This is a genomic window from Exiguobacterium sp. s193, assembly GCF_018618755.1.
Lineage (GTDB): Bacteria > Bacillota > Bacilli > Exiguobacteriales > Exiguobacteriaceae > Exiguobacterium_A.
The window spans coordinates 154,687-167,521 of the sequence record NZ_JACSMR010000003.1 but is presented as its reverse complement, the minus strand read 5'-3'; the positions used below and the strand labels follow the sequence as shown (position 1 = coordinate 167,521).

Annotated in this window: 12 protein-coding genes and 1 riboswitch; of the genes, 6 read left to right on the top strand and 6 right to left on the bottom strand. The window is 47.8% G+C overall.

The window, feature by feature from the left end; genetic code table 11:
- Positions 1-213 precede the first annotated feature (213 nt).
- The 4 genes from KNQ04_RS06855 to KNQ04_RS06840 all read right to left on the bottom strand — a co-directional run bounded on the left by KNQ04_RS06855 (position 214) and on the right by KNQ04_RS06840 (position 2,829).
- Positions 214-849, bottom strand: coding sequence for a nitroreductase family protein (locus KNQ04_RS06855; protein WP_214848434.1), 636 nt, complete (start codon positions 847-849; stop codon positions 214-216).
- A gap of 53 nt (positions 850-902) precedes the next feature.
- Positions 903-1,538 carry a nitroreductase family protein gene (locus KNQ04_RS06850; RefSeq protein ID WP_214848432.1) on the bottom strand — a complete coding sequence of 212 codons (636 nt, stop codon included), beginning with the start codon at positions 1,536-1,538 and terminating at the stop codon, positions 903-905.
- A gap of 16 nt (positions 1,539-1,554) precedes the next feature.
- A complete protein-coding gene (locus tag KNQ04_RS06845; RefSeq protein ID WP_029332096.1) occupies positions 1,555-2,004 on the bottom strand; it encodes a MarR family winged helix-turn-helix transcriptional regulator in 450 nt (149 codons plus the stop codon).
- Positions 2,005-2,160: 156 nt separating this feature from the next.
- Entirely contained in the window at positions 2,161-2,829 is a 669-nt protein-coding gene (locus tag KNQ04_RS06840; protein WP_214848430.1) for a YczE/YyaS/YitT family protein, read from the bottom strand.
- Positions 2,830-2,988: 159 nt separating this feature from the next.
- On the opposite strand from KNQ04_RS06840, the gene KNQ04_RS06835 reads away from it, so the two are divergent.
- From KNQ04_RS06835 to KNQ04_RS06810, 6 genes are all read left to right on the top strand, one after another.
- Positions 2,989-3,768: a DUF817 domain-containing protein gene (locus KNQ04_RS06835; protein ID WP_214848428.1), complete on the top strand. Its 780-nt coding sequence runs from the start codon at positions 2,989-2,991 to the stop codon at positions 3,766-3,768.
- A gap of 92 nt (positions 3,769-3,860) precedes the next feature.
- Positions 3,861-5,150: a DUF2325 domain-containing protein gene (locus tag KNQ04_RS06830; RefSeq protein WP_214848425.1), complete on the top strand. Its 1,290-nt coding sequence runs from the start codon at positions 3,861-3,863 to the stop codon at positions 5,148-5,150.
- A gap of 65 nt (positions 5,151-5,215) precedes the next feature.
- Positions 5,216-5,884 (top strand): DUF975 family protein, encoded by a 669-nt coding sequence (locus KNQ04_RS06825; RefSeq protein WP_214848421.1) that lies wholly within the window; start codon positions 5,216-5,218, stop codon positions 5,882-5,884.
- A 193-nt stretch (positions 5,885-6,077) separates the two neighbouring features.
- A riboswitch (SAM riboswitch) is annotated at positions 6,078-6,182 on the top strand.
- A 73-nt stretch (positions 6,183-6,255) separates the two neighbouring features.
- Entirely contained in the window at positions 6,256-7,314 is a 1,059-nt protein-coding gene (locus KNQ04_RS06820; protein ID WP_214848418.1) for an LLM class flavin-dependent oxidoreductase, read from the top strand.
- On the top strand, positions 7,311-8,258 hold the full coding sequence (locus tag KNQ04_RS06815) for an ATP-grasp domain-containing protein (protein WP_214848415.1): 948 nt from the start codon (positions 7,311-7,313) through the stop codon (positions 8,256-8,258). Before KNQ04_RS06820 ends, KNQ04_RS06815 begins: the two co-directional genes overlap by 4 nt.
- A gap of 104 nt (positions 8,259-8,362) precedes the next feature.
- Positions 8,363-8,821, top strand: coding sequence for an SRPBCC family protein (locus KNQ04_RS06810; RefSeq protein WP_214848412.1), 459 nt, complete (start codon positions 8,363-8,365; stop codon positions 8,819-8,821).
- Positions 8,822-8,905: 84 nt separating this feature from the next.
- Here KNQ04_RS06810 and KNQ04_RS06805 read toward each other — a convergent pair whose 3' ends face one another.
- A complete protein-coding gene (locus KNQ04_RS06805; RefSeq protein ID WP_214848409.1) occupies positions 8,906-10,795 on the bottom strand; it encodes a PhoX family protein in 1,890 nt (629 codons plus the stop codon).
- 165 nt (positions 10,796-10,960) lie between these two features.
- Entirely contained in the window at positions 10,961-12,583 is a 1,623-nt protein-coding gene (locus KNQ04_RS06800) for an ABC-F family ATP-binding cassette domain-containing protein (RefSeq protein WP_029332087.1), read from the bottom strand.
- Positions 12,584-12,835 lie beyond the last annotated feature (252 nt).

Here is a 12,835-nt window from a genome sequence, read left to right as displayed (position 1 = left end):
CCTCGATTTCCGATCTAATCGCTTCCTAGTGGAAAGCAAACAGGAGCGACCCTGCAGCGAAGCGAAGCGGCGCGATGTTTGCCACAGGAAGACGATTAGGAAGGAAAGAGAGAGCAAAAAAAAGATGGAAAATCACATTTAAGTGACCTTCCATCTAGTTTGTCTAGAGAGCACCCCGTTAAAACGAGGTGCTCTCTTCATCGTGCGGATTGCTTACTTCCAATCTGTGATGTCGTTGATTGGAAGACGGACTGATGGATATCCTGCGTCAACGGCTTTCCCGATTGAAAGGAGCATGACAGGGAGGTAACGGTCTTTATCCATACCGAATGCCTCTGCGATTTGGTCTTTTTCGTAACCACCGATTGGGTTCGTATCGTAACCATGTGCCCGAGCGACGAGCATCAATTGCATCGAAACGAGACCAGAGTCGATCAGGATGCTGTCACGAAGTGTATCTGTATCTTCTGGGCGGTAGAATCCTTTGATAGCCGGAACTTGGCGATCGCGGACTTCTTGCGGCATCAACCCTTTTTCAACAGCCATATCGTAAATTGTGTCGATGCTATCGACTGCGTTCATGTCACCGAAGACCGCGATGACAGCAGATGATGTCTCGACTTGGACTTGGTTGAATTTCGCGAGTGGCGCAAGCGTTGCTTTTCCTTCTTCGCTGTCGATGACGAGGAAACGCCACGGTTGCATGTTGACGGAAGATGGAGCAAGTGTTGCTTCTTCCAGGATTTGTGTCATTTCTTCTTTTGAAATCTTGACGTTTGTGTCGTAGTTGCGGATTGAGCGGCGGCCCTTAACGATTTCCATAAAGTCAGTAGATGTTTGAGTTGTCATAGTATTCAATCTCCCTTGTTGTGTTCTCTATTTTTTGATGAAGCGAATCGGACTTATTTCCAGTCTGCGATGTCAGCAATCGGTAAACGGACTGATGGGTAGCCTGCGTCAACGGCTTTCCCGATTGAAAGTAACATGACTGGGACATAACGGTCTTTATCCATGCCGAATGCTTCTGCGATTTGATCTTTTTCGTAACCACCGATTGGGTTCGTATCATATCCGTGAGCACGGGCGACGAGCATCAATTGCATTGAAACGAGACCAGAATCAATCAAGATGCTGTCTTTCAGTGCGCTGGCAGGGACATTTTCATACATCCCTGTGATGGCAGGAACTTGGCGGTCGCGGACTTCTTGCGGCATGAGTCCTTGTGCGACAGCTGTATCATAAATGTTTTCGAGTTGATCAATCGCCTTCATGTCACCAAAGACAGCGATGACAGCAGATGATGTCTCGACTTGGACTTGATTGAACTTCGCGAGCGGTGCAAGTGTCGCTTTACCTTCTTCACTGTCGATGACGAGGAAACGCCATGGTTGCATGTTGACGGAAGACGGTGCGAGTGTCGCTTCTTCAAGAATTTGTGTCATTTCTTCTTTAGAGATTTTTACGTCCGTGTCGTAGTTGCGGATTGAGCGACGGCCTTTTACGATTTCCATAAAATCAGTAGATGTTTGAGTTGTCATGAGTAAGTGCTCCTTTTTAGCGTGTAGTCGTTTTAGGTAATGTTGACGCATTATTTTCGATGCGTTGAATCATCTGTGCGAGTGCTGCCTGTTCTTCACCTGTGAAATCCTCTAATAGATGTTCGAGGAAATCATCTTTTTGCTGGCGCAACTGAGTGATGCGTGTAGCTCCCTCATCTGTTAATGAGACGAGGATGACACGGTTATCGGTCGCTGACCGGACACGTTGAATCATCCCGTTCGTTTCGAGATGCTTTAAATGGCGTGTCACGGCAGCGTTGTCGACATTGACCCGTTGCTGTAATTCTTTTTGACTGATGGTCTTGCCGACCTCGAGTTGGGCTAATAAGTCCATTCGGGTCTGGCTAAAACCGTCCGTACATAAATCAAATTTTTGAGCAATCGTCTTATTGACGGAGACGAGTGCATAAATCAAGCGTCCTTTTTCTGTGCATGAAATACTCAAGTCATCACATCCTTCCCTTCGTTCCAAGAAACCTTTGACGTATCAAAGATTGATATGTAAACGAATATAACGTGTATTTTTTGCAGGTGCAACTAATCTGCTTCATCCACGAAAAAAAGATACCATTTCTTTCGAAACGATATCGAGTCAGGCGGTTTAGCTGATTTTTTGTTCGTTCTGTCGAATGACGCCGGCATCGATTGCGGCAATCATCCGTCGGAAATAAACTAACCAAAATTGAAGAAACGGTCCAATTAAGAAAATCGAGAGAATCGTCCCGAAAAAGACCGGACCACCGAGTAACCAACCGAGACCACATGCCGTTATCTCCATGATCGTCCGCATCATCCGGATCGAGGTTCCGAAACGCTCCGCTAACGTCAAGGTCAGACCGTCACGTGGACCAGCACCGTATCCGACGGCGACGTACAGCCCTGCCCCCATACCGATGATGAAGATACCGAAGATGAGCCATACAGCGTTTAGCCAAACAGCTGAGAACGACGGAAGTAAATGCGAGCCAAGTACGAGGTTCATGAAGACACCGACGAAGATTGCATTGACGAGTGTCCCGATTTGCGGTCGAATCCGGTCGAGTAAGTACTTGACGAAGACGAGCAGCAGACCGACGAGAAGAATGACCGTCCCGACCGATAAGGGTGTTTTGTTTTGGAGACCGAGATGCAGGACATCCCAAGTCGAGACACCGAGGTTAGCGGTGATCATGATGGAGGAACCGACGGCGAGCAAAAAGAGACCGCTTAAAAATAAGAACCATTTCAACGTTGCGCGCAGCAACCAGGACGTATGGAGACGTTTGAACATCGTTGTGTGTCACCTCGATTCAAAAGGATAGATATTCATTAACTGTATCACGTTCATGAACGAAAGCAGAAGTAACAAATTATTGAATGTCCAACTTGAGGAGGAGGGAGTCGCGTTCCGCGTCTCGTATAATGTAAAGAAAGAAGAGGAGGGACATCGATGCGATTCATTCGCCATCTCATCCGTTTTACATATCTTGAAGCTCTCTGTTGTGTCTTTCCGGTCGCGATTTTTGCTGCACTCGCAGTATCGCGTTATCTGCCGAATGAACCGATTGCCCGTTATGATGTCTTGCTGCTTTGGTGTCTGTTCGTTCAAGTCATGTTACTGTTGACCCGTTACGAGACGAAAGAAGAGTTCAAGTTGATTCTGATTTTTCACGCCATCGGATTGGGCCTTGAGCTGTTTAAGGTCCACGTCGGGTCCTGGAGTTATCCGGAAGACGCTGTTTCGAAAGTGTTCGGCGTTCCGCTCTACGCAGGTTTCATGTATGCCAGTGTCGCAAGTTATGTCTGCCAGGCATTTCGCCGATTCAATCTTCGGTTCACCTCGTTTCCGCGCCCCGGTCTCGCGCTTACGGTCGGAAGCTTAATTTACTTAAACTTTTTCACACACCACTGGATGCTCGATTTACGGTGGTTCCTGATGGGACTAGTCATCGTCGTCTTCTTTAAATCGTGGGTCTACTTCCGGCTAGAGGATACGGTTTATCGTCTCCCACTTGTCTTATCGTTCCTTTTGATTGCCTGGTTCATCTGGCTAGCTGAAAACATCGTCACTTTTTTCAAGGGTTGGGTCTATCCGCATCAACAAGAGGGCTGGGCGCTTGTTGATTTCGGCAAATTATCGTCCTGGTTCTTACTCGTCATCATTACCGTCTTGATTGTCGTCGTCGAAAAATACCGGAGAGGTGACCCGGCCGTTCACGTCAAACCGTAACCCTTAATAAAAAAATACCGGGTTATTTTTTTGTAATGGTGAAGCATCTTGACCTTGCTATAGTTGGAAAAAATAGCAAAGGGGTTTTTAACATGATGCATCACGTAATTGAACGAGCGAAGGAATTGGTGACAAGCAAACTGAACATCGTCGAAACAGCAGACGACTGGAATTTGTTACTCGATGAAATCAACGGAATCGATGAATGGGTCCAGCTGTCGCAGTACTATGCGCCACGTCAAACAACGACGGGGTTAACGAGCTTGGAGACGGATCCGGCAGAACGCCGGGTCGCACCAGCCAGTCCGCCTGCTACAGTCATCGAGGAAGAGAAGGTAGAAGTCGAACCAACTGTCGAACTACGATATTCCTATACGTTCGAACGGCAATTAAAGGGCGGATCGTTACGGGAGTGGCCGAACAGTCATATCTCGGAAACAGAAATCCGTGACTGGAACCTGGAGCACGGGATGGAAGTCCGTGTCCAAGTCCTGCATCAAGATGAGCGCCGGACGTCGCTTGAAATCTTAGCCGTCGTCGCGACGGATCAAGTAAAACCACTCGCAGAGCGGATTGTGTTTGAAAAGTGTATCGTCAAGAACCATGGCATCATCGAAGCGACGATTGATGGTCCACTGAAAGATGAGACAGGAAAACCGTTCTACTATACGACACCACTCGAAGACATGCGGTTCTTCCAGCTGAAAGCAGGTCAACTCGTCGATCTCGTCATGTGGAAAGGTCATCCGGAGACATTGACGATTGTCTGGAAACATGCATTTCATTACGAGGTACCAATCGTGACGGAGTTACCGCAGCGCGACGTATCGAGTGGTTCGCCCGAGTCCGCCGCGACATCCCTCGCGAACAAACAAACGAAAACGGGACGTTACGATAAGATGATGCAACGGAAACCGAAGGCGAAGAAAGTCAAAAAAGAGCGCCGCCTCCGAGAAAAGAAAGCCCATCAGCTCGAACGCCTCGATACGACGATGTTACCCGGTCAACCCATCGAATTTGTTGATAAAACGGCACTCGATTTTGCTTCCTACGACGGCATGCGTCTCGTCATCGTCGGTAATGAGCAACAGCGTGCCGTCTACCGCGACTTCTTTGCTGAGACGGGTATCGAATTAATCCATCTTGGTGGGGACGCCCAAGCCGCAAAAAAAATCGCTTGTCTCGCGAAAAAGACCGACGCGATCGTTGTCGTCAAAAGTCGTGTCTCTCACGCAGCAGCGGCACATGTCCTCGTGCAAGCAAAAAAACATGATATTCCGTTTGCGATTGAACGCCTCGATGGACGACGCTCTTTGTATACGGCGTGCCAGCAACAGCTTGAAAAAGCAGCAGTTCAGAAATTAAAAAAAGACAAGCGTTAAAAATGAAACCTCCTCAAAGATATACCGTAAAGAAGGATAGAACTTATTTTTGAGGAGGATCTTTAATGTCAAAACAATTAAAATTAGCAGCGCGCGAGTCGTTGCAGGGACGTTGGGGATTTATGGCATTAATGATGCTATTGTTTCTGATCATTCAAGGTGTTCCGAATGGAGCCGGATCATCAGGTAACGATTTCGAGTTCATCGACTTGATTGGCTTACTCTTGTCGATTGTCACGCTCCCAATTGCGATTGGTTGGTCATGGCTTGCACTATCTGTCGCCCGAGACGAAGAGACGAAAATCGCCGACTTGTTTGAGCCGTACAAAATGTTTCTGAAAGCCGTTGGTCTTGCAATCGTTCAAACGATTTTCTTAGGGCTATGGTTTTTACTGTTCATCATTCCAGGAATCATCAAGTCATTTTCGTACATGCTGACGTACTACATTTTGCGCGACGAACCGTCAATCGGCATCCTTGATGCGATTACGCGTTCACGTCAAATGATGGATGGACATAAAAAAGAGGCATTCTTCCTCGTCCTCTCGTTCATCGGTTGGTTCTTGCTCGGAATTGTTACGATCGGAATTGGTTTCCTTTGGATTGGACCATACTTCAGCGTCACGCTCGCGAAGTTCTACGATCGCGTGCGTGGGGAAGAAGTTTCAACGACTGATCGCCGGACAGTCATGATGGATGAAAATCATGGTGACTCCCCATTCGTCTCACCATAATGAGTTGATTTTGAATCTCACCATACAAAGCAGGGATTGCCATCTTAAACCGATGTGCAATTCCTGTTTTTAGCTTCTAGACAAAGAAGTATCAAGAAACAGAGTGATTTCCCAAAGATTTTTTAATTCCGATGGGAAAAGAAGGTTTAAAGGTTGCTTTACTCTGCTAAAAGATGTACGCTAATTTCAATCATTCTTATCACGAGAAGTCGAGGGACTGGCCCGACGACACTTCAGCAACCCCGCATGAGCGGAAGGTGCTACTTCCAAAAGGAATTCATTCCTTTGAAGATAAGAGCCGACAGTAGACATTCGTCGCTCTTTTCTAAACGAAAAGAGCGATTTTTTTATACAAAAAGGGGGCACGGGGGATGGAATATGGATTTTGGTTACCAATCTTCGGAGGTTGGTTACGGAACGTCGAGGATGAACAAATGCCGGCGACATTCGATTATGCGAAACAAGTCGCACAGACGGCAGAACGGATCGGGTTTTCGACGACACTGATTGCGGAACTGAACTTAAACGACATCAAAGGAATAGCCGAACCGAGTCTTGAGGCGTGGACGACAGCAGCAGCCATCGCGGCGACGACGGAACGGTTGGAAATCATGACAGCCGTCCGGCCCGGTTTTCATAATCCGGCGACGACAGCGAAGATGGCGGCGAACATCGATCAATTGAGTAATGGACGGTTCACGCTCAACGTCGTTTCGGCCTGGTGGGAGGAAGAAGCCCGTCAGTACAACGGAATTTTTACAGCCCATGACGAACGGTATGCCCGAACCGAAGAATTCGTGACGGTCATGAAAGGATTATGGGCGGACGCATCGCCATACAGTTTTGACGGGAGCTACTACCAGCTCGAACGGGCAGAGCTACACCCGAAACCCGTTCAGCGTCCCGGAATTAAGTTGTATGCCGGTGGTGAGAGCGAGACGGGGAAACAGACGATCGTCAATCACTGTGATGCCTATGTCATGCACGGAGGAACGGTCGATGAAGTCGCGACGAAGATTACGGATATGAAAACCCGCCGCGCGGCGACAGGGAAGCAGCCGCTTGCGAGTTTCGGACTGGCGGCCTATATCATCTGTCGCGAGACGGAAGCAGCAGCGCTCGAAGAATGGCGCCGCATTACGGACGTGAAGGAAGACGGTGCCGGATACGCCGGATATGACGACTTCGTCAGTAAATCGCAACTCGAACAACAGGTCAAACGAAATGACTATTCCGTCTCAAACCGGGGGCTACGTCCGAACTTGATTGGGACGCCGGATCAAATCGCAGAACGGATTCTTGAATTTGAAGCGGTTGGCGTGACATTGCTCTTGCTTCAATTTTCTCCACAACTCGAAGAAATGGAACGCTTTGCCCGCGAGGTCATGCCACGTGTCGAAGCGAAACGAAAGGTAGGTCAACTAAAATGACGAAAATTCATATCTTACACGAAAATCAGGAATGGACGGATCATTTAATCAAGCGACTCGAGGAACTCAACTTACCGTATGAACAGTGGCACCTCAACGAAGGCATCGTTCCACTTGATGAAACACCACCGGAGGGCGTTTTTTACAGCCGGATGAGTGCCTCGTCTCACACACGGGGGCATCGATATGCACCAGAATTGACGGAAGCGGTCCTCGCTTGGCTCGAAGAACATGATCGGACTGTTTTCAACGGAAGCCGTGCGTTACGACTCGAGGTCAGTAAGGTCAACCAGTACACCGCCTTACGCAAAGCAGGTATCCGTGTTCCGAAAACGACGGCAGCCGTCGGGCGGGATCAAATCGTCCAAGCTGCTCAAAATATCGGAGTATCGTCGTTCATCACGAAACACAATCGTGCCGGCAAAGGACTCGGCGTTCAGTTGTTCCACTCGATTGAAGCGCTTGAGACGTATCTTGACGGACCGACATTCGATGAGCCGGTCGACGGCATCACATTGATTCAAGAGTACATTCAAGCACCTGAACCGTACATTACGCGTTGTGAATTCGTCGGTGGTAAGTTCGTCTATGCGGTTCGTGTCGATACGTCGGAAGGATTTGAGCTCTGCCCTGCCGATGCATGTGTCATCGATGATTTGTTCTGCCCCGTCGGAGAAGAGGCGGCAGAGACACCGATGAAATTCCAAGTCGTTGACGGGTTCGATGACCCGATCATCGCTCAATACGAGGCATTTTTGAAGGCGAACCAAATCGCGGTCGCTGGGATTGAGTTCATCAAGGATGCAGACGGGACGATTTATACGTACGACGTCAATACGAATACGAATTACAATTCAGACGCTGAAGCGGCGGCTGGGAAGTTCGGGATGCTGGAACTCGCAACATTCCTCGGTCATGCGTTAGAACGTCAAACCGTGAAGTGAACCTCAAAAACCACTTAAAGTAAGAAAAATACCCGGATTGTGCCGTAGTCGAGCGTTAGAACGACGGACATCGGGGTATTTTTAAACTAAAAGGAGGTGGTGTCATGGTGACGTGGCGCGAAGAAAAGGTACTCCCGATTCCGATTGAACAAGCGTGGCATCTGTTTGACCATGATCGACTGCAACGACTCATTCCGGGTGTCGTCCAGCATGAGGTGATTGAACGTAAACCGGGTGTCGTCGGATCGACGTACCGCCAAACCTATATGCAAGGGAACCGGCTTGAAACCTACATCGTGACCGATCTTGCCTATACGAATGAACCGGACTATAAACAAAATACGATTGGTTTTACGTTAGCAAAGATGTTTCGCCTCGAGATGTCGTTTGCGCTGAAGCGGATTGATGCGACGACCTGTCGTTTGATTTACACGGGGAAAAATGAAGGTGTCAACTTCGTCGGTCGCAGTCTCTTATCGTTAGGCGGAGAACGCGAGAACGAGAAAATCGTCAATGGATTTCTCGAGCGGCTCGAAGCAGAAGTCAGACAGATCCAAAATTAAAAACAGGTGTCTTCCCTTCCGCTCAAGACGGAAATGGGAGACACCTGTTTTAGTGAAGAACGACGCAGTCGTTCGTTGTTCTACTTAATGGTGGTGCGAGTACGATTTAGTGTTGCCTGTCGGAAGACCGGAGAGGTAGCCGACACCACCTGTTTTTTGGATGCCGATGCCATCTTGCATCGCTTGTTCAAGCTCTTTCGGGTCAACTGCTGTGATCTGTTTGCCGTCAAGACCTTCACCTGGATGTTGGTAGTTGCTGAGCAAGTAGCTATAGCCACCGACACGGTCGAGCGAACGGAGTCCTGTTGCTTCTGCACCGACGGGAACCGATAAAATACGTGAAAGTTTCTTCGTCTTCAAGTCGTATGCCCAGACGAAGTTGTTCGTGTGCAGTGAGCTGTCCTCACCGATGAACAACGTATTCGAGGCAGCAGAGTAAGCAAGGTTATCCGGGTTTGCGACGAGGTTTGGATTCGCCGTATTTCCGTAAGCATCCGGTTTCGCTAAATCTTCACCAATCACAAGGGCCTTCATCCGTGTTGGGACATAAGAACTGTCGATTTTTTTAGCACGACCGAGATCGAGTTCATACGTCACGCCAGATTCACGTTTTTCGAACTGGATGTCGTCTTGGACGGCACCGGCTTGTTTTTCTGTGCTACCTGACACGTAGGACAGCGCGATGTATGCTTTTTTGTCTTTTTCGTTGACCGTGATGCCTTCCATCTTGTTGAACTCAGATGTCGCACCGAGTGTCGCGCCATAACGACGTGATTCGAGGAAAGCAGCTGCTTTCTCCATGCCTGGTTTTACTTTCAAGTACTCGACGTTTTTGCTTGCTGCCGTTTTGACTGCTGTGAAACCGGGTGTTGGTTCAGTCGCCGTTTCGAAGATGTCGCTGAACGTCGTTCCGTTATCGATGATCTTTTTGACAGCAGCATCTGACGAGTGACCAAGTTTAATCCATTCGAGTTTACCGGCACCGCCTTCAGTCGCTTTCGTTTGGTTGAACTTCGCTGCGTAAAGTGTTCCTTTTGAGAAGTCTTTTTTCTTATCGGCGACGTACATGAACATCATCGTGTTATTGCCGTCATCTCCGAAGATTGCCGTTTTTTGGTCAGGCAAGACTTGCATCATCTCGTGTGAGAAACGACCTGTACTGTAGTGCTTGACGACAGACGATTGTCCTTTACGGTCGACTGAGATTTCAGGTGTATAACCGTAGAAGTACGGATTGGCTTTACTTGCGTCACCGAAGTAACGTTCTGCGAATGCAGCGACCTCTTTATAAGCGGATGAATTTGAATCGGCTTCGAACGCACGCGCATCCGGCTCGTATTCTTCCGAACCGAGGTGTGTTCCCCATGGCGTCGTTGATCCGTTACATGGTGTCCACAGTCCATTGACGTTTTTGAAGTCGATTTTACTTGATTTTTTGACCGCCAGTTTACCGGTCTTTTTATCCTGTGTGACTTCTGTCAATGTCATCGATGCCGGGAGTCCGCGGACGGAGTTGCCTGCATTGTCGATCGAGTCGTATTCGAAGTGGGAGACCAAGTACTTTTTGCCGTGGACTTCAAGCAAGCTGTTCGAGTCCGGTGCATCCGATACGAATGCTTCCGGCTTATCGGGAACACTGCGGTCGATGATTGGGTCACCATTAACATCGATTGGTGTACCGGCTGCGATTTTTTGTCCTTTGTTGTCGACGATTTTATCTTGCGACAAGAATAATTGGTTGTAATCGAGTGCTTTTACTTCTGTTTTACCGTTCTTATATGTGATTTTAACTTTAGCATCTGTATATGTTTTAACCATTTGATCGATCGTTTTTGGTGCATCCATCGATAAAAATTCAATGTGTTTGATGGCTTTATTCGAATGATGTTCGTTTGATTTAGCATCTGCGAGTGTTGGAATCAGACTAGATGATAAAAGTACTGCCGATAGGCCGACCATAAGTGTACGTTTCATATTTGTTTCCCCCCATGTTGTTTTAAACTCGTGTTGTGGCTACGTTCTTAATTAAAACAAGCGATTGTGTAGGCGGTGTAAAGAAAGCGAGACAGTCTGGTGTCGGAAGGTTAAGAATGGATTTACAAAAAAAGGCTGCCCTTTATGTAAAGGACAGCCGACGGATCAATGTGCGTATAACGCAGTTAACTGTTGTTGGATGGATTCGTTGTTGAGGTACTCATCGTACGTCGTTTCTTTATCGACGATTCCGTTTGGTGTGAGTTCGATGATGCGGTTCGCAATCGTTTCGACGAACTGATGGTCATGCGAGCTGAAGAGCATCGCACCTTTGTAAGCAATCAAGCCATCGTTGAGTGCCGTGATCGATTCGAGGTCTAAGTGATTCGTCGGATCGTCGAGGACGAGGACGTTTGAACCGCTGAGCATCGCTTTCGATAACATACAACGGACTTTTTCTCCCCCAGAGAGGACGGACGCTTTTTTCATGACTTCTTCACCGGAGAAGAGCATCCGACCGAGGAAACCGCGAAGGAACGTGTCACTTTCATCAGCTGGCGAGTATTGGCGCAGCCAATCAAGAATCGTTTTGTCAGACCCTTCGAAGAACTCCGAGTTGTCTTTTGGCAAGTATGATTGTGACGTCGTAACGCCCCATTTGAATGTTCCGCTGTCTGCTTCCATCTCACCCATCAAAATTTTGAACAGTGTCGTGATGGCGATATCGCTTTGGCTGATGAACGCCACTTTGTCTGTTTTATTTAATGAAAAACGGACATTGTCGAGGACTTTGACGCCATCAATCGTCTTCGAAAGACCTTCGACCGTCAATAAATCATTTCCGATTTCACGTTCTGGTGAGAAACCGACGAACGGATAGCGGCGTGATGACGGACGGATGTCGTCAAGTGTGATTTTATCGAGCAACTTCTTCCGTGACGTCGCTTGTTTCGCTTTTGAAGCGTTTGAGCTAAAACGCGCGATGAAGGCTTGAAGTTCTTTGATTTTTTCTTCTTTTTTCTTGTTTTGATCGCCAGCCATCCGCGAAGCGAGTTGGCTTGACTCATACCAGAAATCATAGTTCCCGATATAGAGTTGAATTTTACCGTAGTCGAGATCGGCCATGTGCGTACAGACGTTGTTGAGGAAGTGACGGTCGTGGGAAATGACGATGACCGTGTTCTCAAAACCGATCAAGAATTCTTCGAGCCATTTGACGGCTTTTAGGTCGAGACCGTTGGTCGGCTCATCGAGTAACAGGATATCCGGCTTACCGAATAATGCTTGCGCGAGCAAGACTTTAACTTTTTCTCCACCTGTTAATTCAGCCATTGTTTTCGTATGCAGGCTTTCTTTGATTCCAAGACCTTGAAGGAGCATCGCGGCTTCCGATTCAGCTTCCCAACCATTCATTTCCGCGAATTCCCCTTCGAGTTCAGCGGCACGCATGCCGTCTTCATCCGAGAAGTTTTCTTTCATATAAATCGCATCTTTTTCTTTCATGACTTCATACAGGCGTTTGTGTCCCATCATGACCGTTTCGATGACTTGGAACTCTTCATATTCATAATGGTTCTGACGAAGTACGCCAAGACGCTCACCCGGTGTGATGATGACGTCCCCTTGTTGTGCTTCGATGTCTCCTGCAAGAATTTTGAGGAAAGTCGATTTACCGGCGCCGTTCGCACCAATCAGACCGTAACAGTTACCAGGTGTGAACTTGATGTTGACGTCTTCGAATAATTTGCGGTCCGCAAAGCGGAGGCCGACGTTTTGTACTGTAATCATATAGAGATGAACCCTCGTTTCTAGTGTGTGATGTGCTGTTACGAGTGTACCACAAAATGATACCGCTCGTTTCAAGGACAAAGTTCTTTACATCTTAGACCGGATTGCAAAAATTAGCAACCATAGTCATGAAACATTTTTTGAAATCAACCGTATAAGGTAGAGAGCGAAACAAAGGAAGGATGAGGAACTATGGCAGCACTCTTTACATTATTGTTTTTCGCACTCATCGCCTTGCTGGGAATCGAACTG